The 18850-nt window shown below is 69.1% G+C and carries 16 protein-coding genes and 2 pseudogenes; 10 read left to right on the forward strand and 8 right to left on the reverse strand.

From position 1 onward, the window contains the following. Positions 1 to 14 precede the first annotated feature (14 nt). Both AAFF41_RS02130 and AAFF41_RS02135 read left to right on the forward strand, forming a co-directional pair. The gene (locus AAFF41_RS02130; protein WP_343323339.1) at positions 15 to 1733 is read left to right on the forward strand and encodes an ABC transporter transmembrane domain-containing protein; all 1719 of its coding nucleotides are present in this window, start codon (positions 15 to 17) and stop codon (positions 1731 to 1733) included. Beyond that, entirely contained in the window at positions 1730 to 3487 is a 1758-nt protein-coding gene (locus AAFF41_RS02135; RefSeq protein ID WP_343323340.1) for an ABC transporter ATP-binding protein, read from the forward strand. Before AAFF41_RS02130 ends, AAFF41_RS02135 begins: the two co-directional genes overlap by 4 nt. A gap of 386 nt (positions 3488 to 3873) precedes the next feature. Here AAFF41_RS02135 and AAFF41_RS02140 read toward each other — a convergent pair whose 3' ends face one another. Further along, entirely contained in the window at positions 3874 to 5403 is a 1530-nt protein-coding gene (locus AAFF41_RS02140) for a MauE/DoxX family redox-associated membrane protein (RefSeq protein ID WP_343323341.1), read from the reverse strand. A 268-nt stretch (positions 5404 to 5671) separates the two neighbouring features. Here AAFF41_RS02140 and AAFF41_RS02145 point away from each other — a divergent pair. Beyond that, positions 5672 to 5868: pseudogene (locus tag AAFF41_RS02145) on the forward strand (transposase); the annotation flags it as partial. A gap of 118 nt (positions 5869 to 5986) precedes the next feature. Here the strand turns inward: AAFF41_RS02145 and AAFF41_RS02150 are convergent. Further along, a complete protein-coding gene (locus tag AAFF41_RS02150; RefSeq protein WP_343323342.1) occupies positions 5987 to 6970 on the reverse strand; it encodes a helix-turn-helix domain-containing protein in 984 nt (327 codons plus the stop codon). Positions 6971 to 7183: 213 nt separating this feature from the next. Between AAFF41_RS02150 and AAFF41_RS02155 the strand changes: the two genes are divergently transcribed. Together AAFF41_RS02155 and AAFF41_RS02160 are read left to right on the forward strand one after the other, a co-directional pair. Continuing rightward, entirely contained in the window at positions 7184 to 8131 is a 948-nt protein-coding gene (locus tag AAFF41_RS02155; RefSeq protein WP_319753380.1) for an NADP-dependent oxidoreductase, read from the forward strand. Between the two features lie 36 nt (positions 8132 to 8167). Next, positions 8168 to 8668, forward strand: a complete 501-nt coding sequence (locus AAFF41_RS02160; RefSeq protein WP_343323343.1) for a cupin domain-containing protein — start codon at positions 8168 to 8170, stop codon at positions 8666 to 8668. 219 nt (positions 8669 to 8887) lie between these two features. Here the strand turns inward: AAFF41_RS02160 and AAFF41_RS02170 are convergent, their stop codons facing one another. Further along, positions 8888 to 9397: a hypothetical protein gene (locus AAFF41_RS02170; RefSeq protein WP_319753382.1), complete on the reverse strand. Its 510-nt coding sequence runs from the start codon at positions 9395 to 9397 to the stop codon at positions 8888 to 8890. Between the two features lie 803 nt (positions 9398 to 10200). Here AAFF41_RS02170 and AAFF41_RS02175 point away from each other — a divergent pair. The 4 genes from AAFF41_RS02175 (at position 10201) to AAFF41_RS02190 (ending at position 13744) form a co-directional block, all read left to right on the forward strand. Continuing rightward, positions 10201 to 10767, forward strand: coding sequence for a dihydrofolate reductase family protein (locus tag AAFF41_RS02175; protein WP_343323344.1), 567 nt, complete (start codon positions 10201 to 10203; stop codon positions 10765 to 10767). A gap of 1179 nt (positions 10768 to 11946) precedes the next feature. Next, positions 11947 to 12675, forward strand: coding sequence for a helix-turn-helix domain-containing protein (locus AAFF41_RS02180; protein WP_319753384.1), 729 nt, complete (start codon positions 11947 to 11949; stop codon positions 12673 to 12675). Between the two features lie 96 nt (positions 12676 to 12771). After that, positions 12772 to 13326, forward strand: coding sequence for a dihydrofolate reductase family protein (locus AAFF41_RS02185; protein WP_319753385.1), 555 nt, complete (start codon positions 12772 to 12774; stop codon positions 13324 to 13326). A gap of 193 nt (positions 13327 to 13519) precedes the next feature. Continuing rightward, entirely contained in the window at positions 13520 to 13744 is a 225-nt protein-coding gene (locus AAFF41_RS02190) for a hypothetical protein (RefSeq protein WP_319753386.1), read from the forward strand. A 65-nt stretch (positions 13745 to 13809) separates the two neighbouring features. On the opposite strand, the gene AAFF41_RS02195 is transcribed toward AAFF41_RS02190, so the two are convergent. From AAFF41_RS02195 to AAFF41_RS02215, 5 genes and pseudogenes are all read right to left on the reverse strand, one after another. Then, entirely contained in the window at positions 13810 to 14088 is a 279-nt protein-coding gene (locus AAFF41_RS02195; protein ID WP_319753387.1) for a hypothetical protein, read from the reverse strand. Next, positions 14085 to 14225, reverse strand: a complete 141-nt coding sequence (locus tag AAFF41_RS02200) for a hypothetical protein (RefSeq protein WP_319753388.1) — start codon at positions 14223 to 14225, stop codon at positions 14085 to 14087. Before AAFF41_RS02200 ends, AAFF41_RS02195 begins: the two co-directional genes overlap by 4 nt. Positions 14226 to 14495: 270 nt before the next feature. Continuing rightward, entirely contained in the window at positions 14496 to 16556 is a 2061-nt protein-coding gene (locus AAFF41_RS02205) for a glycosyltransferase family 39 protein (protein WP_343323345.1), read from the reverse strand. Between the two features lie 595 nt (positions 16557 to 17151). Next, positions 17152 to 17439 (reverse strand): annotated as a pseudogene (locus tag AAFF41_RS02210) (transposase); the annotation flags it as partial. Positions 17440 to 17515: 76 nt separating this feature from the next. Continuing rightward, positions 17516 to 18427 (reverse strand): ADP-ribosylglycohydrolase family protein, encoded by a 912-nt coding sequence (locus tag AAFF41_RS02215; protein ID WP_343323346.1) that lies wholly within the window; start codon positions 18425 to 18427, stop codon positions 17516 to 17518. Between the two features lie 194 nt (positions 18428 to 18621). Between AAFF41_RS02215 and AAFF41_RS02220 the strand changes: the two genes are divergently transcribed. After that, positions 18622 to 18846 carry a hypothetical protein gene (locus tag AAFF41_RS02220; RefSeq protein ID WP_415926029.1) on the forward strand — a complete coding sequence of 75 codons (225 nt, stop codon included), beginning with the start codon at positions 18622 to 18624 and terminating at the stop codon, positions 18844 to 18846. Positions 18847 to 18850: the final 4 nt, after the last annotated feature.

Raw genomic sequence — 18850 nt, forward strand, 5'->3', positions numbered from 1 at the left:
AAACAGGTGCCACCATGCGCAGCTTCCCCGACCGCGATCCTGGATCGCCCGACATCCGCAGTGCCCGCGGGTATCTGCTGTGGCTCGCCAGGGACCACCTCCGGTCGATCGTCCTGGGCTCGGTGTTCGCCGTCGTCTGGACGGTCGCGCAAGGGCTGTCCCCCGCGATCGTCGGCAAGGCCATCGACGAGGGCGTCTCCGCGCGGGACACGACCGCCTTGGTGTGGTGGGGAACGGCTGTGCTGGCGCTGGGTGTCGTCCAGGCGCTGGGGAGTGCGCTCCAGGACCGCTTCGCGCTGGAGGTGAAGATCGGCGCCGGGTACCAGACGATGCAGTTCGTCACCCGGCATGCCTGCCGTCTGGGCGCCGGCTTGTCCAAGAGGGTGTCCACGGGCGACATGGTGAACGTCAGCGTCTCGGACATGACGCAGATCGGCACCGCCATGGAGGTCGCCACGCGGGGAGTGGGCGCCGCCGCCGCGATCGTCGCCGTCGCCTCGGTGATGCTGCTCGCGTCGTGGCAGATCGGTCTCGTCGTCCTGGTCGGCGTACCAGTCATGCTCTGGATCACCACACAGATGATCCGGCCCCTGCACCGCCGCCAGGAGGCGTACCACGAGCGACTGCGCGCGCTGACCGACCAGGCCATCGACATCGTCCACGGCCTGCGGGTGCTGCGCGGCATCGGAGGCGAGCGGGTGATCGAGCGCCGGTACCTGGAGAGGTCCCAGTCCACACGACACGCCGCGGTACGGGTGGCGCAGCTCGATTCGGTGCTGGACGGAGCCAAGTCGCTGCTGCCCGGCATGCTCGTCGTCCTGGTGGTGGGACTCGGTGCCCACCAGGTCCTGGCGGACCGGCTCACCGCGGGCCAACTGGTCGCCTTCTACGGGTACGCGACCTTCCTGGCGGTGCCGCTGCGCCGCCTGACGCTGGCCGTCAGTCATCTGATGAAGGCCCATGTGTCGGCCGAGCACGTCACGCGGCTGCTGCGCCTGGAACCCGAGCTGCCGCTCGGACCCAGCGAAACCGGCACCGATGTACCGACCCGCCCTGGCCTCCTGATCGATCCGGTGTCGGGCGTCAAGGCGCCTCCCAGCAGTCTCACCGCCGTCGCCTGCGCCTCCCCGGCCGACGCGGGCATGCTGGCCGAGCGGCTGGGGCGCTACACGGACTCGGAGGCCGTCTACCACGGGCGGCGGCTGGACGCCCTGCCGCTCGGGACGGTCCGCCGCCGCATACTCGTCACCAGGAACGACGCCCGGTTCTTCGCCGGACCGCTGCGCGCCGAACTCGACCCGTACGACCTGGGAGAGGGTTCGCAGGACAGCCTGCTCGCGGCGATCGACCACGCTTGCGCCTCCGATGTCGTCGAAGCGCTGCTCGGCGGTCTCGATGCCGCCGTCGAGAGCGGCGGACGGCAGTTCTCCGGCGGCCAGTTGCAGAGGCTGCGCCTGGCAAGGGCGTTGATGGCGGATCCGGAGGTGCTGATCCTGGTCGACCCCACCAGCGCCGTGGACGCCCACACCGAGGCCCGGATGGCGGCCCATCTGCGCCAGACCCGTACGGGCCGGTCCACGATTGTCTTCACCACGAGCACGATGCTGCTCCGGCAGGCGGACCGGGTGAGCTATGTCGAGGACGGCAAGGTGGTCACCGAGGGCCCACACCATCAGATGCTGGAGGACGTGCGGTACCGCTCGCTCGTCACACGGGAAATGGGGACTGCGTGAACGCGCTGCCGGTCGCGTCGGCGAAGGAAGTCCGCGCTCACGCCAGGCGGATCGCCTCGCGCCATCCATGGCGCCTGGCCGGTGTCGTCGCCGTGAACGCGCTTGCGGCGGCGACCGGACTCGCCGTGCCGTGGCTGCTGGGCCATCTGGTCGCCTCGGTGGCCCGCGGCCGGAACGACATCACCCACTATGTGCTGCTGATCTGCCTGGCCTGCGTCACGCAGGCGACGCTCATCAGGTTCGCGATGTATGCGGCGGCCGTACTGGGTGAACGCGTCCTCGGGGAACTGCGCCAGCAGTTCGTCCGCGACATGCTCGCCCTGGACCTGAACACCGTCGAGAACGCCGACCGCGGCGATCTGGTGACCCGTACCACGCGGGACGTGGGCACGTTGTCCACCACCGTCCGGCACGCGATCCCGGAAACGCTGATCGCCCTGCTGACGATCGTCATCTCCCTCGGTGCCCTGATCCTGATCAGCCCGCTGCTCGTGCTGCCCTGCCTTGTCTCCGTGCCCATCCTGGTCGCGGCCTCCAAGTGGTACCTGGCCCGGGCCCGCGCCGGTTACGTACGGCAGAGCGCGTCGTACTCGCAGCTCACCGAGGGCCTGACCGAGACGGTCGAGGGCGCTCACACGGTGGAGGCTCTCCGGCTCACACATCGCCGGCTCGAACGGGTGGAGCGGGACATCGCCGAGTCCTACGCCGCCGAGCGCTACACCCTGCGCCTGCGCAACGTGTTCCTCCCGATCTGCGACACGACCTACGTCCTGCCCGTGGCGATCACTCTGGTCGTCGGTGGCCTCTTCTACATCCACGGGATGGTCACGCTGGCCGCGGTGACCGCGGCCACCCTGTACATCCAGCAGCTTCTCGGCCCGGTCGACACCCTGCTGTTCTGGCTCAACGAACTCCAGATGTCGGGCGTCGCACTCGCCCGGCTGCTCGGCATCGCCGAGTCGGCCCCGCCGACCGCCCCGGACACCTGCGAGCCCATGCCGCACAGTGCTGGGAACGGGAACTGGCTGGCGATACGGGACGTGCGGTACGCGTACCGGCCGGACGTCGACGTGCTGCACGGCATCGATCTCGACGTCGTGAAAGGCGAGCGGCTGGCCCTCGTCGGGCCCTCGGGCTCGGGCAAGTCCACTCTTGGCCAACTGCTCGCGGGGATCCACCGGCCCCGCACCGGTACGATCACCTTCGGGGGCCTGCCCCTCGCGGAGATGCCACTGGAAGAACTGCGCGGCAAGGTCGCCATCGTGGCCCAGGACCACCACGTCTTCGACGGTTCGTTGCGGGACAACTTGGTGATCGCCAAATCCGCCGCGACCGACGAGGAGATCGAGGCGGCGCTGACCGCGGTCGACGCCTGGCAGTGGGCCGAGCCGTTCGGACTCGACACCCGGATCAGCCTCCATGGCAACGCCCTGACACCTGCCCAGACGCAGCAGGTCGCCCTCGCCCGGCTGGTCCTGGCGAATCCGCACACCCTGATCCTGGACGAGGCCACCGCCCTGCTCAACCCGCACGCCGCCCGGCAGGCGGAACGGTCACTCGCCGCGGCGCTGGAGGGCCGCACGGTGATCGCCATCGCCCACCGGTTGCACACAGCCCATGATGCCGACCGGATCGCCGTGCTGGAGGAGGGGCGGATCAGCGAGTTGGGGACGCACCAGGAACTGCTCGAACACGGCGGCACCTACGCCGACCTCTGGAACTCCTGGCAGGGCCACGCCGAATCCCTTTCCTGACCCGGCCCGGGCGTGGATGTTCCCTGGAAGCTCGGCCCTCACCGGCGCACGCGGACAGGCCACTCGCCCCGGTGCCGGATGACTGTCGCTGGCATGGACAACTATGACCCTTTGGGGCAGGGCCCCGGGGAGAGTCACGTTCGTCCGGTTTGGTCATGGGATTCCGTGGAGGGTGAGGGCGGCTTCGGGGCAGGTGTGGGCGCGTCGGCCGCTGGCGGTGTTGGTCCAGCCGTTGCGGTAGAGGGCGGCGCGGGCCAGGATGCGCATGACGGCCGGGGTGTGGTGGCGGCGGATCTGCGCTCGCCGCAGTCACGCACACGGCGCGGACGACCTACGGGACGAGGCGCCGCCCTCACTTGCGAAGGGCGGCCGCAGCCTTGACTCGGTCATTGAAACTCCAGCCCCAAGCCGCTGGGCGGAAGGTCATCGTCGTCCGTGCCTGTCGGGCATGCTTTGGGGAGTGTGACTGATAGGCCGATGCTCTCCATCGCGGCTTGGAAGGGGACTCCGGGTGGTGTTGCCGCTGACCAAATCACGGAGGTGCAGGTGCTGGTGTCGCAGTTTCCCCCGAATGTGAAAAAGTCGCCGCTCTCCACGGCCTTGCAGCGGCACACAGCGTGTCTCGGGTTGCGCGGGTCGATTTCGCATTCCACGTCCAGACAGTTTGCCCATTGTGCTCGGGATGCGCAGGTCATGGTGCGGGTAAGGTGGTTGGTGTTTTGTGTCGAGAACGTCGATACCAATCTATTGCCGACTGGTGCCCGTTCTGCACATGACTTATAGCCGTAGGAGTAGCCGTATTCCACCACACAGCGGCAGATGAGGACGTTCGGGTCGCTCGGCGAGGGTTTGCAGGCGGCTTTGGTACACAGCGCGTAGCGCTGTTTGCAGAGCCATCCGCCAGCGAACTTCACTTGTTTTGGGCGCCAGTTCGCCCCGGTAACGCCGCGGGCCATCGCGCGGGTGGAGGTGACGGCGGGTACCATCGTGGCCGAGGCGAACAACAGTGCGCGTCGCGCGATCGTTGATCTACCACGCGGTTGGAGTGCCCTGGTCACCAGGTCGGCGATCTCTGCCGACCCAACTGCTGGCGCGGCGGCGAGGATCCGGTCGGTGTCGATCAGCAGTGCGCTGGGGGTGGCGGTCAGACCGTAAGTGGTGAGCAGCATTCGCTCTTCGTCCACCAGTAGGTTCCGCAGCCCGTGCTCACGTGAGAAGGCAACGCCGTCTGCGGCGGGCCCGCCGTTCACGATTGCGATGGTCAGCCGTTCTGCATAGGCCTGTTGCCACCGAGCCACCTGTGGCAGGAGTGCGTCGCACGCACCGCACGCGTGATCAGTGAAGAGAAGCAGGAGTGGCTGGTGCGCAGCGGCAAACAATTTGTCGAGAGTCCATACTTGTCCCGTTGCGTCAGGCAGTGAAAAGCCCGGTGTGACCATGCCCGGTCGCACTTTTCCGGATCGCTTGAGTCCCAGCACCATCCAACAGGTCGCTGCGATGGTCCCTAGGCCCGTGAAGAACCATGGGGCACGCCCGTCGGCTGCGACGAATCCCGCCGTAGCTGCGAGGAGCCCGTTGCGTGCGAGCGTGGCCCACCCGACCGGCGTGGAGCGTAGCCCTCCGAAGCAGTGGCACTCCGGGGCCCGGCCGCGTGCGATGCTCACCACGATGGCCAGGCAGAACGTCAGCAACAGTCCGAGCGCTCCAAGCGCACCGATTCTTGCCCATGGGTTGACGACAAGAGCCAGGGCTGTGACGAACTCGTAGGAGACGAGAAGGTATCCAAGCGGCTTCGCCGTTCGAGCTGGCAGGCCGAAGCTTGCGATCGCGCGAGGCAGTCCCTCGCGGTCCATGAGTTTGGCGATCCCCGCGACCCCGAAGACCGCAGCCAACACCAGCCGTGCTGCCAGGACCATGCCCGCTCACTCCCCATCGTTCTGGACGCCCTCCGGACGGAGCGCAGGCACCACGCACACATAACACAGCGCCCCGAACGACTCGTACCGCCTTGCGAGGCCGCGAACAACACTCCACAGGTCAGACTCACCCAGACGGCCGTGAACCCGGCGGCCGATCGACATCAATGGCGTCCATGGAAGGTCCTCGGCGGGTTCCGAAATTTCCCCAAGGCCAGGTAGTCAGCGTTTCCGCAGGAGCAACGGAGCTCCTTGCGGGACAAGCTGCCGTCGCACCGACGCCGTCGGGAACTTCCCCGACCTCACCGCGTTGATCCGTCTGGTCAGCGCGGTGCTGCCGAGCGGAACGACGAGTGGACCAAGGCCCGCCGCTACATGGGACTCGACCTGCTGACCAAGGCCCGCCTCCACCCCAGCGAGCCAGAAACCGACGAGACCGCCCTGCCCACCGAACTCACCGCATAGCCTCAAAACGAGATCACCGAGCGGCCGTCGATACACCACTCCCGCGGACGTGACCAGCACGTGGTGGAGAGCATCGCGGCCTTCCCGGCGCTGCTCCGCGCGACGGCCGGCTGAGTCGTCACGTCAGGCGGCGTGCGAATTGAGCTGGTGTCACATGGTAGTGCTTCTTGAAAGCGCGGATGAAGTGGCTGCTGTCGGTGAAATGCCAGAGCGCGGCGGCCTCGGAGACGCTGAGCCGTGATCCGGAGGCGGTGAGCACCTCGGCCGCTTCCTCCAGGCGTCGGCGGCGGATGTAGGCGCTGAACGACTCGTCCAGACTCGCGAAAGCCCGCTGCAAGGTTCGTACGGATACGTGCAGTTGCGCGGCTACCGCGGCCGGCGACAACTCGGCGTCGGTGAGCCGGGCATCGGCCAGGTCCTTGGCCGCCTGCGCCAGCGCCGGGGTGAAGGTGGGCTCGCGGTCGTCGAAGTGGTCGAGGATCAGCCCCTTGGCCAGTTCGAGCAGGGCGTTGCGAGACGCGTGCGCCCCCGCCGGGCTGAGCTCGCTCACGGTCCGCTGCACCACGCTGGTGTGTGCCATGAGGATCTGCGCTGCGGGCGAGGCGGCCTGACCGGTGCGCGGTTTCCCCGCGACCAGGGGCCGCAGAGCGTCGCCGGGAAAGATGAAGATGCGGGTGCCGATCACAGGCGTGGTGTGGAAGTGATTCTCCGTCACGACATGGTGCATGAAGTATGTGCCGGCCGAGACGTACCTGTCGCCGCCCTGATCGTGCGGGTCCTGCAGGGCCACCGCCCCGCGCAGCCCGACGTACAACCGGATCTGATCATGCTCGTACATTCCGACTGCCTGGGTGCTCACGGGTGAGGATGCCCAGAGTTCGTTGATGGCGGTGTCTTCCAAGGCCACCGACCGCATCGTTCCCTGGAAGCCGTCGACCGTGGGAGCGCTGAATTCCGGCAGCGGGTACAGGTCTCCCATGTGGTCGTTCCAGGTGTCGATGAACGGCTCCCACGTTCCTCGGCCGGTGCCGGTGGAGTCGGCGTCGACGGTGAACGTGCCCACCTTGCTGGCCGGCCCAAGGAAACGCGGCCTGCTCGTCATGTGTCCTCCGCCCCGATGAGGATGTCGCCGGAATCCCATGCTGTGTCGCGAAGGTACACCCCTTCTACGCACGGCTGTTCCTACGCTTGGCTGGCGCTTCAACCTCCACAACGATCTACCGTCTGCCGGCCGTGCCCGGCGCCGCAGACACCGTGCCTTGCTTCGCATGCGAAGCAAGGCGACCGCGACCCCTCGGGCGAAAGTGAGAAAACTATGAAGGCAGTGCGTTTCCACCAGTACGGCGACCCCGACGTCCTGCGTTACGAGGACGTGGAGCAGCCGGTTCCAGGCGCCGGGCAGGTGCGGGTCCGTGTTGCGGCGACGTCGTTCAACCCGGTCGACGCCAACATCCGCGCCGGTTTCATGCAGGGGCCGATCCCTGTGCCGCTGCCGCACTCGCCCGGCATCGACGTCGCCGGCACGATCGACGCGCTTGGCGAGGGCGTGACCGGCGTCCAGGTCGGTGACCAGGTCATCGGCTTCCTGCCGATGGCGGGACCCGGCGCCGCCGCGGAGTATGTCCTGGCACCGGTTGAGGCCCTGACGCCCGCGCCCAAGAGCGTCGCGCTGTCCGACGCGGCCGCGCTGCCGCTGGTGGGCCTGACCGCGTGGCAGGCGCTGTTCGAGCACGCCAAGCTGACCGCCGGGCAGCGCGTGCTGGTCAACGGCGCCGGCGGAGCGGTCGGCGGCTACGCCGTGCAGTTGGCCAAGCAGGCCGGCGCCTTCGTGATCGCCACGGCCGGTCCGCGCAGCAGCCGTCGCGTCAGCGCCGCGGGTGCGGACGAGATCATCGACCATACGACCGCCGACGTCGCAGCGGCGGTGAGCCAGCCGGTCGACGTCGTGCTCAACCTTGCGCCGGTCGAACCAGCACAGCTCGATGCGCTCCTCGGTCTGATCCGCCCCGGCGGTGTCCTGGTGAACACCACCGTGTGGATGCCCGCACCCAGCGACGAGGAGCGCGGCGTACGCGGCATCGACCTCTTCGTCCGTAGCGACGCGGACCAGCTGTCGCACCTGGCGGAGCTGATCGACGGCGGCGAGCTGCGGGTTGAGGTCGCCCAGTGGGTGCCGTTGGCCGAGCTGCCGGCCCTGCACGCCGACGCCGCCGCGGGCGCGCTGCCCAGTGGCAAGGTCGTCGTTGTTGCGTCCGACCGCTGACTCCCAACTGACTGATCCTCGAAGGAGGCGACCACGATGATCCCCGATGACGATCCGTCGCGCTCGCTGACCGTGGCGAACCCCGACGACCCCGGCACGACGTACATCTCGCTGGTGGGCGACACGTACGCCATGCTGGTCACCGGCGAGCAGACCAACGGCCGATACTGCCTGATCGACATGCACGTCCCCGACGGCGGAGGCCCGCCGCCGCACCGGCACGACTTCGAAGAGATGTTCACGATCATCGAGGGCGAGATCGAGTTCACCTTTCGCGGCGAGAAGCACACCGTACGGGCCGGGTCCACGATCAACATCCCGGCCAACGCGCCGCACAACTTCCGCAACGCATCGGGTGCGCCGGCCCGCATGCTGTGCATGTGCACCCCCGCCGGCCAGGACGAGTACTTCATGCGCATCGGTGACGTCGTCGCGGGCAAGGACGCGCCGCCGCCGCAGCTGTCGGAGAACGAGTTCGCCGAACGCCGCCGCCGCGCGGCCGACTTGGCCTCGACCTACCGAAGCGAGTTCCTGTAGCTCGCAGGCCCGGCAAGCCCGGCACCGGTCTGCCGTGGGCAAACTCGCCCTGACCTTGGGAGATCGTCAAGCGCACCGACGACATGACAGGGTTCGTGGTGCTCCCCAGACGCTGGGTGGCAGAGCGCACGTTCGCACGGTTGATGAACTCCCGCCGTCTGGCCCGGGACTACGGGACGTTGCCGGCCAGCAACGAGGCGGTGATCCGGTGGTCGATGGTCACCCGGATGAGTCGGCGTCTGGCACGGCCACGGGCTTCCGGGCCCCGATGCCTCCAGGAGGAGCCACCCGCGTTCTGCCAGGCGCCTGGCCCTGGAACGCACCCCCCTCGACCTTCGCCGGCGTCGTCCCGAGGCCCAGCTCCACCGCGATCTCCCTGGCCTTCACCGGTCCATTGCCCGCGGACCGGCGCTCCTCCAGCACGGCCAGAATCCGCTGGTGGTCGGGCGCGAGCACGGACACCGGCAGCCCGTCCCGCCAGGGCGGCACCACCGACCCCGGCATCGGTGAGAGCAGCGTTTCCAGCTCCGCCTCGGTCACGGCAGTCGTCTCGGAGGCGGACAAGGCCAGAGCCTCGACCAGTTCCCCCCTCGCGATCACCCGCCGATCCAGCTCGATCTCCGCGGCCTCCAACACCGCAGCCAACCGCGCGGCTTCCTCCCGCAGGCCCTCCACCCGCACCCGGGCAGCCGCCTCCCGCTCCTCCAGCATTCCCAGCACCGACGTCACCGGGCACCCCCCGGTCATGAAGCGGATACAAGACGCCGCATGTCTCCCTCACTCCGAGCAAAACCATGTCTGACCAGCAGAAATCAACGGATCACGTTCGGTTGAGACACGGAGTCTCAGACACACGCACCCCGAGCACTGCTTGGACGGCGGGCCGCCGAACCGGAAGGACGTCAGGGCCTTCATCCTTTGGACCCAGCAACGAGCAGCACCCGACTGATCTCCTCGGCGGCTGTCCGGCCCTGGTACTCCACCGGCGTCAGAGGTGACGTCACCCGCTCACCGTGGAACGGGCCATCGATCGCTGCGGCCGCACAGCCCGACGATGTGATCTCGTCGGCACAGCGACAAAATTCGGTCGCTGTGCCGGTGCGGGGGCGCGTGATTGTTCACGAGAAGTGGCGGCTCTGGCACAGATCTTGTGGAGCGGTCTCGGAGCGTCGCCGGAGCAGGGCCATCTTGCGACGCGGTTCGAATCCGGCTCGCCCGAGACGGTGCAGTCGGCCACTCCGACGCTCAGTGGCGCGCCATCTGGCCGGTGGTGACCGGGCGGGGCCGGGATCCGCAGGCGGGAGATGCGGCCGGGGACCAAATACCGTAGGTCCATGATCTTGTGGCGAGAAAGAACTTCTCGGCAGTGTGTCGATCGGTGGGTCTCCCGTTCGACGCTTGGGGAGAGGCGCGACCCGCGAAGCGGAATCCGGACAGGCCGCAGCTCTGTGATCAACAAGTGTTGTCCATTCGTCGACCGGTGGTGGGTTGCCGACCACCTAGCCGGCCGACGGACGTCCCAAGGAGAAACCATGCAGATCCGCGCCCGTATGAGTATGAGTGCCGATGGCTACGTGACCACGCCGAACGGCTGGCCCGCCCTGACCGCCGACCCCGCGTTCGTCTCCGGCGAAAGCCACGGTATCCGTGAGTTCCTCGATGACTGCGAGGCGGCGCTGATGGGGCGCACCACCTTCGAACCCGCGCTGACCAACAACCGCTGGCCGTGGCCGGACCTCGACGTGTTCGTGCTCGGCTCACGCCGTCCGGACGGCACCCCCGATCACGTCACGACCGACAGTGACCCGATGCGGCTGCTGGAGAAGCTCCGCTCGGCCAACCAGGGTGGCGACGTCCACCTCATCGGGGGCCCGCAGACGATCGGGACGTTTCATGCCATTGGCGCACTCGACACCCTTGAACTGGTCGTACTGCCGATGCTGTTCGGCGGTGGGACGCAACTGACACCCGTGCTCAGGCCCGACACCGGGCTGACCTTCCAGCGCGAACGTGCTCTCCCCGGCGGTTCAGTGGAGATCGTCTACTCCTGCCGGGGAAGTCGCACCGAACTTCCGACCAAGCCTGCCAGTCAACGCTGATCTCGGCCAGGACACAGGTCGTACAGGTGCGAGATAGCGAGCACACGGCCGCGGGTGGGCTGCGGAACCGCCCAGCAGGGGTGCCAGGAAACGGCCTTCCGAGCCGCGGGAGACGGTCGCTGCCCCAACTTCGTACGCCCAGCCGTTGGTGTCGTAACTGTCAGCCCCGGGGTGGGCCCGCGTTCCCAGCCGACGCGATCTGCTGATAGGGCGGGCACGGACGCCGACCGGTGGCACTGTGCAGGACGCACTCAACAAGGGAATCGAAAAGCTCGAAACCGGTGGCCAGGCAGCCCAGCGTGACTCCACGGACACCGTGCTCGCCGAACTCCCCCGGACGCGAAACGACCTGCGGGACACGAAGAACCGGCTGGCGGCCAGCCGCGACGAACTCAACGAAGACGTACGCGCAGCGATCACGCTTCTGCGACAAAAAGTCCAGAAGGTGAATGGAAAGACGCGATCGCGGCCCAGCCCGGGATGGCAACCGACGCAACGGCCCCGCTGGTGGAGGCCGCCGAACCGGCGGCCGCTGCCGTCTCGTACGCCGTCCCCCTCTCCCCCGGCGTCGCCTCAGGCGAGACCGCTGCGGGTGATTCGCTGCCCCCTGCGGCTGCTGGCGGCCCCGCCGCGGCAGACACTGATCGTCCGCCTGCCGGGCCGCTCCCCGCAGTGCCCGCTCAGCGCGCCGGCACGGAGGACGAGGCGCCGCCGGCTGGCCTCGAGGAGCAGGTGCGGCAGGCTGTTCGCACCGTTTTGGCCGACGAACTCTCCACCCTGCGCGCCGTCCTCACCGGTCTCAAAGACGCCCAGGACGCACAGGCCACCGCCCCTGGACGGACAAGCACCAGGAGCTCACCGAGATCCGCCAGGAGCTGACAGCACTGACGGCCGCCTTCGAAGACTGGCAGGCCCAGCAGGCCACGACAGCACAGGGCGTCGGCGCACCCGATGTCACCAAGGACCACAGCGCACTGCTGCAGCGGGCCGCACGTGTTTCGTCAGCGATCCTGGTCTGCCACCGCGACATGTGGGAGTTCATCACCGCGCACACCGGCCGCCACCCTCACTTCGCGTCCCACCGCAGATCACCGATCACGGCAACGAACGCGTCAGCACCACCATCTGGCCGTCCGGACGACGTGACACACTGGCGGCTCAGGCAGCGGTGAACGGGGGTTGATCCGATTGGGTCTGGAGATCGAGAGCCGGCCGTCGGAGCTGCCGTACATCGAGCGGGTGTGGCGCAGCCGCAGTGACGACGTGGGTCGGATGACGTCGATCGCGACATCGCACTGGGAGCTCGTCTTCTGGGAGCACGACGGCCAGGTGCGGGCTGCCGTACTGGGCCCGGAGTCCCATGCCTGCCCGGCCCCCGTCCCCAAGGACGCCACGTTCTTCGGCATCAGCTTCGCCCTTGGCACCTCGATGCCGCACGTACCGATCAGCCGGCTCGTGGGCGGTAACGCGGAGATCCCAGACGTGACGCGGCGATCCGTCTGGCTGAAGGGCTCCGCCTGGCACGTCCCCGATTACGACAACGCGGAGGCGTTCGTACGGCGCATGGTGCGTGAGGGCATCGTGGCCTGCGACCCGCTCGTGCCCGCGGCGCTCGACGACGCCACCCTCGACGTCTCCGAGCGCACCCTCCAGCGGCGCTTCGTCGCGGCGACGGGCCTCACCCGGGGCACCATCAGGCAGATCCACCGTGCCCGCCAGGCGGCGGTACTGATCCAGGAGGGTGCGCCGGCCCGGGACGTCGTGTACCGGCTGGGCTACTTCGACCAGCCGCACCTGGCACGGTCCTTGAACCGGTACATCGGCCGGACCGCCACTCAGCTGAGCGCTCCGGACAGGGCGGAGCCGCTGTCGCTTCTGTACAAGCCCTCCTCCTCGGTGCCCGCATAGTCTTCCTGACGTAGCCGACGGGGTCGGCTCGTCCCGGCTGGAGGGCTGTCCCGGCCGGGGCCGGGCAGACAACCCCGAACTCATCACGGAGGAATCATGCGCAAGGTCGTTTCGGGTCTGTTCGTCTCGCTCGATGGTGTCGCCCAGTCGCCGAACGAGTGGCAGTTCGCTTTCGACGAGGAGATGGGCGCGGCGCTGGGGGAGACGCTGGAGACGGCCGACACGATTCTGCTGGGCCGTGTGACGTTCACCGAGTGGGCCGGGTACTGGCCGACGGTGACCAGCGGGGAGGACGCCGGCTTCGCCAAGTGGATCAACGACTCGCCCAAGTACGTCGTCTCCTCCACTCTGGACAGTGTCGAGGACTGGGCGAACAGCACGCTCATCAACGGCGATCCGGCGGCCGCGATCGAGGAGCTCAAGGCGGGCGAGGGCAAGGACATCACCGTCGCAGGCAGCCCGACGCTGGTGCGTTCGCTGCTGGAGCAGGACCTGCTGGACGAACTGGTGCTGCTGATCCACCCAGTGGTGGCCGGCGAGGGCCGCAAGAAGCTGTTCGCCGACGACGCCACCCTGAAGAAGTTGCAGCTGGTGAGCGCCCGGCCGACGAGCAGCGGAGTGATCATCGCGACCTACCGTCCGACGCGCTGAGCGCTGCTCGGCGCAGGCTTGGTACAAGGACGGGCAGGAGATCGATCCGCTGGTCCATGTCGAGGCGGAACGCTGCCCCTGCCGAAAATCCCATCGGTGGGAGCGGGTGTGTGGCGTGCCGTCGATGTCGACCGAGGCCGCGCGAGTCGGCGTCCTCGCGCGGCTGACGATCAACGCAGCATGATGATCGACCGTGCTGCGGCGACTGACCTGCATGGGCGTGCGGAACGCGTTCGCCACACTGCACCTGTTGCCGATGAGCGATCGGGACAAGGACGCGGAGATCCTCCCCCTGCGCCATCAGATCACGGTGCTGGAGCACCAACTCCGCACAGGGAAGGTGCGGTTCACTCCGCGCGACCGGGCGTTCCCAGCGGCGCTGCGGTACCGGCTGCCCTTCGACGTGGTGCGGAGGTGACGGCTGCTGGTACGCCCGGACACGGTGCTGCGTTGGCACCGCGACCTGGTCAGACGTCGGCACGCTCAGGCGTCCAGGCCGAAGCACCCAGCCCGGCCCCGCACCGTGCGCCCCGTCCGTGCCCTGGTGTTGCGCCTGGCGCGGGGGAATCCCAGCCGGGGGTACCGGCGCGTCCACGGTGAGCCGCTCGTCCTGGGGGTGAAGGTGGCCGCCTCCACGCTATGGGAGATCTTGACGGAGAGCGGAGTCGACCCGGCACCCGAACGCTCCTCCAGCACCTGGGCGGACTTCCTGCGCTCCCAGTCCGAGGCCCTGTCGGCGTGCGACTGCTTCGCAACGGTCACATTGTCTGGGACAGGACATCGCGAACACCGCCCCACTGCGCCCGCTGCCCGCACCCCTCGCCGATCCGGAGAAGATCACCCGCCTCGACATACGTCGACACGAACAGCTCGGCGGCATCCTGCACGAGTACCGACATGCGGCGTGACCAGCGTGGATGGGGTTCACGACAACCGCAGGGATGCTGATGCCGGCCAAAAGCGCTGGCCACCGACTTCGACGCCGACGTGATCCGGGGATCCGGGTCAACTGCGTGGCCCCGAGCGTCGTCGACACACCGATGTCCCGCGCCGACCTCTGGCTCACCGGGAAGGGCTTCGAGGGAAAGCCCTTCCCGGTGCACCGGCCCGAGGAGATCACGGCGGCGGCCATCTCGCCTCGGACCGGCACGAGGTGTCGACGGCACGACTCACGTACTGGACTTCGGCGCCCTGGCCCGGCCCGCCTTCCTCGCGTGACGGTGGTGCCGTGTCTGTGACTTGTGCGCGGCGGGCTGCTTCGAGCAGTCGTAGAGAGGGAACGTCTGGCCGGGTACCCAGGCACAATGGCCGCGTACCCAGGCGGCGTTGACGGTGCCGGGGTCGGTGGCGGCGCCGCCCAGGACGACGTAGCGCACCCTCCCGGTGGCGATCAGGTGGTGGAAACCGGCGGCGGTGGGGGTCGGGACGGCGCCGGTGAAGCCGCCCATGGGGAGGACCGGGGCGCCGGCGTAGAGGATGTAGGGGGAGGCGGCGCGCCAGCTGGTCGTCGCGAAGACGAAGGTGGCGCGGCCCTGGCGGGCCCGGGTGTACTCCAGTAGACGCTGCTCCTCGCGAGTGAGCCCCTCGTGGCCGGTGCCCTTGAACGGCGAGCGGACCGGGGCGGTCTTGCCCCGGGAGGAGGACCAGGTGGCCCTGTTGCGGTACTTGCTGCCGTGCCGTACGAAGACGGGGCCGGCCGCGCCCATGCCTGAGTGGCCGTACTGGGTGGTGAGGACCGAGGACGCCCAGGCGGCGGACGGCAGCAGCATCGCGGCGATGCCGAGCCCGACGCCCAGCACCGCGGCCCGGGCCGACATCCCGGCGCGGACGCGGGAGAGGATCAGCAGCGCGAGCGCGCCGGCGCCGAGGACGAACGCGGTGGGCGCCAGCCAGGGCAGGAACGCCGGGAACTGGTGGGCGACGAACGCCGACCACACGACCGTGCACCCGACAGCCGTCGGCAGCGCCCACAGCCGGGCCCGGTCGCCACGCCGCCAGGCCCGCCAGAACTGCACCATTCCGCCGCCGAACAGCGCGGCGATCGGAACGCCCACCACACCCATGTAGTACGTGTGCGCGCCGACCGCGCCGGCGCTGAACACCAGGAAGTAGGTGGCCAGCCATACCGTCCAGAACAGGAAGCCCGCCCGCAACGGATCCGTGCGCGGCCGGCCGCGCAGCCACACCAGACCGCACACCGCGGCGAGCGCGGCCATCGGATAGAGCCAGCCGATCTGGGTGGTGAGCGAGGGCCCGAACATCTTGGCCCACTCGGTGAGCGTCTGTCCGGTGTGAGGCACCGGATCGGTTCCGGCCATGCTCTGCGCCGCGACGCTTCCGGTGGACTTCGCGCTGACGCCGAGGCTGGAGAAACGGGTGAGGAAGTTGTAGCCGACGACCTGGCTGAACGCGGAGTTGTCCGTCGTACCGTCGACGAACGGCCGGTCCTGCGCCGGGGTCAGGGTCACCAGCAGCACCCAGGACGCCGACACCGCGAGGCAGGTCGCGCCCGCCGCCGCCAGATGCGCGAGGCGGCGGCGCAGTGTCACCGGGGCCGACACGGCGTAGAGCAGGCCGAACGCCGGGAGGATCGCCCAGGCCTCCAGCATCTTGGCCTGGAAGCTGAGGCCGATCCAGGCCCCGGCCGCGAGCAGCGGGCGCAGCCGGCCCTCACGGGCCGCCCGCAGGCCGGCGTTCGCGGCGAGCAGCACGCACACGGTGAACAGCGGGTCCTCGACCTCGGTGCGGAACAGTCCGGCGATCGCCGGGGTGAGCACGAAGGCGCCCGCGGCGAGCAGGGCCGCGCTCTCTCCCGCCCAGCGGCGCACCGCGCGGTGCAGGACGACGACGCCGAGCACGCCCTCGATCACCTGGGGCAGGGTCAGCGCCCAAGGGCGGAAGCCGAAGATCCGCGCGGACAGGGCCTGCGGCCACAGGAAGCCCGGCAGCTTGTCGATGGTGATCGTGTTGCCCGGGTCGAACGAGCCGAAGAGAAAGCCCTTCCAGCTCTGCGTCATGCTGCGCGCGGTCTCCGAGTAGAACGCGTGATAGCCGCTGTTCTGGATGTCCCAGCTGAACAGCACCACCGCCGCCAGCAGGATCGCCCCGTACGCGACCCGCGCCCAGCCGGGTCGGCTCGCCGCGCCCCGTCCGGCCCCTGAGCTGCGGCTGAACAGCCGCACGCCTATCGGCGAGGCCGAGGCGATGGTTTCCGCGGTGGTACCGGCCATGGACAAACCCTCCCAAGTGCAACACGCTGTCGAAGTGCTAGATATCTGCGGCGACAATCTGGATGCCTCGAAAAAGTTGTCATTTGGGTGAGAATCCGGTAGCCGCGTTGACCTGTAGGTCGGATCCGTCGGTCTCAGGTGCCTTGTCACGGGTGCGGGACGGCAGTGCGCGCACGGCCAGTACGGTGCACAGGGCGGCCATCGGGAGCTCCGCGCACACGGCCATCACGACCGCGGTGGCCGGTTCGGGGCCAGGCGTCGTGACGTCGAACCAGACATCGACGACGAGCAGCGCGGCCGTGGCGGTGGCCGTGAGACAGCGCCGCGGGTCGCGGCGAAGCCTACAGACTTGGTCCGCTGGAGCCCCTGCACCCTCTGCCGCCGACAACGCCGAGATATCCGCGGCGGGCAAGCACCGCACCGGTGCGCGCGGCGAAGCCACCGGCTCACGACGCAGCGCCGTCGTCAGTGGTGGGCTTTACAGTGCAGTCGTGGCTATCGAAGCCTTTGCGTACGTGTCGGCATCAGCGTGCGGTGACGCATGACAGAGCAAGGGGCGCCGCTGCACGGGAGCACTTCTCGCACGCGTGAGCGGGAGTCTGGTGTGGCTGTCGGGGATGACCAACTGGACGTTGTCCAGGCCACGGGCCCGTAAGGACCGCAGGAACGTCGTCCAGAACGGCTTCGACCCACTGTCACCGACCATCAGCCCAAGAATCTCGCGGTGGCCGGTGGCGGAGATCCCGGTCGCGATGACCACCGCCGGGGACACGCTCCGGTGGTTCACCCAGGCCTGGCAGTAGGTCGTGACCAGGAAGACGTAGGGAAAGACGGTGTGGTCCAGCGGCCGCTCCTTGAACGCCGTCAGCTCGCCGTCGAGTTCTCCGAGTTGGAACTTGTAGTGCGGTGGACTCCCCGGCAACGCCGAGCCTGCGCTGAGGCAGGCACCCGGGGAAGGCTCACTCCGACGCGAGCGGGGGCAGCGGTTCGCGGGCGGCGTGCCAGGCAGGGGGAAGGGCGGCGACTCCCGTTCGGGCGGCGATCACCCCGCCCGCGATGGCGCAGGTGGTGTCGATGTCGCCGCGTCCGGCGACCGTGAACCACAGGCCCTCGTGCAGGTCGTCGAGGTGACTCGCCGCGCACCACAGGGCGTACGGGACGGTGTCGGGCCCGGACATCCGGTAGCCGGAGCCCAGGACCTCCGCAGCGTGCCGGACCGAGGTGCGCTCCGGCATCCGGGCCGCGACCCGCACTCCCGACCGGACGTCGCTGTCGGGGAGGCGTTCGGCGACGGCGTGGAGGAAGTCCGGGCGGGCCGGAGCGGGCTCGCCCCGGCCACGGGTTGCCAGGGCGGCGGCAAGGGTGACGGCCACCGCCGCGGCCACCGCCTCCGGGTGGTGGTGCGAGACCACGCCCTGGCGGGCGGCCTGCTCGGCGGCCGCGTCGAGATCGGCGGCGTGCCAGGCGCCGAGCGGCGCGGCGCGCATCGCTGCGCCGTTACCCCAGGAGCCCTGGCCGCCGAACTGCCCAGCGACCACCTCCCGCCAGGGCTCGCCCGCGCCGATCCGGCGGAGCACGTCATGCATCGAGGCTCCGTAGCCGCGATGCGTGTCGCCGGCGTAGGCGGCCGCGAAGCGCCGGGCGAGGCGGTCCTGGTCGACGGTGCCGCCGCCAACGGCAAGTTCCTGGACAAGGACGACCGCCTGGGCGGTGTCGTCACTCCACCGCCACAGCGGTTCCGCGGGCAGCGTCCGCGCCTCCAGGGCCGCCGGGCCGTCCCGGCGCAGGATGGCGAACCACCGGTCGCCGAATGCGTCCCCGAAGGCGAGTCCGTGCAACGAGTCCAGCACGGCGGCAGGCATGGTGATCATCGTGGCAGTTTCGCAGCGTGGCGGCGCCGCCGCACCCCGGTTTCGGTGCGGGCGTGCTCAGTGGCCTGATCGACGGCGTCCGCGGCTCGGCCTCGCCGGCTGACCCATGCCACCCGGATACATGAACGGCGCGATCATTCTCCCGGGCGGGGCCTCTTGGCTTGGCCACCTCCCCGACAGACCACCCACCACTCATGCTCGATGCCGCCCCGTCTCACGTAGAGCGGCTGGATGACGGGACCGAGGTCAAGCTCGGGGTGTTCCTGTCGAACACCAAGTCGAGGCGCGCCAAGCTCAGCGCCGACAAGCTTCAGGTGCTGGCCGACCTCGGGCTGCAGTGGGCGGTGACCTGGCACCGGGATACCGTCGACCGGACGACGGCCGGCTTCGGGCCGCCGCCCTTCACCGCCACGAGGTGAGCCG

This window comes from Streptomyces mirabilis (genome assembly GCF_039503195.1).
Taxonomy (GTDB): domain Bacteria; phylum Actinomycetota; class Actinomycetes; order Streptomycetales; family Streptomycetaceae; genus Streptomyces; species Streptomyces mirabilis_D.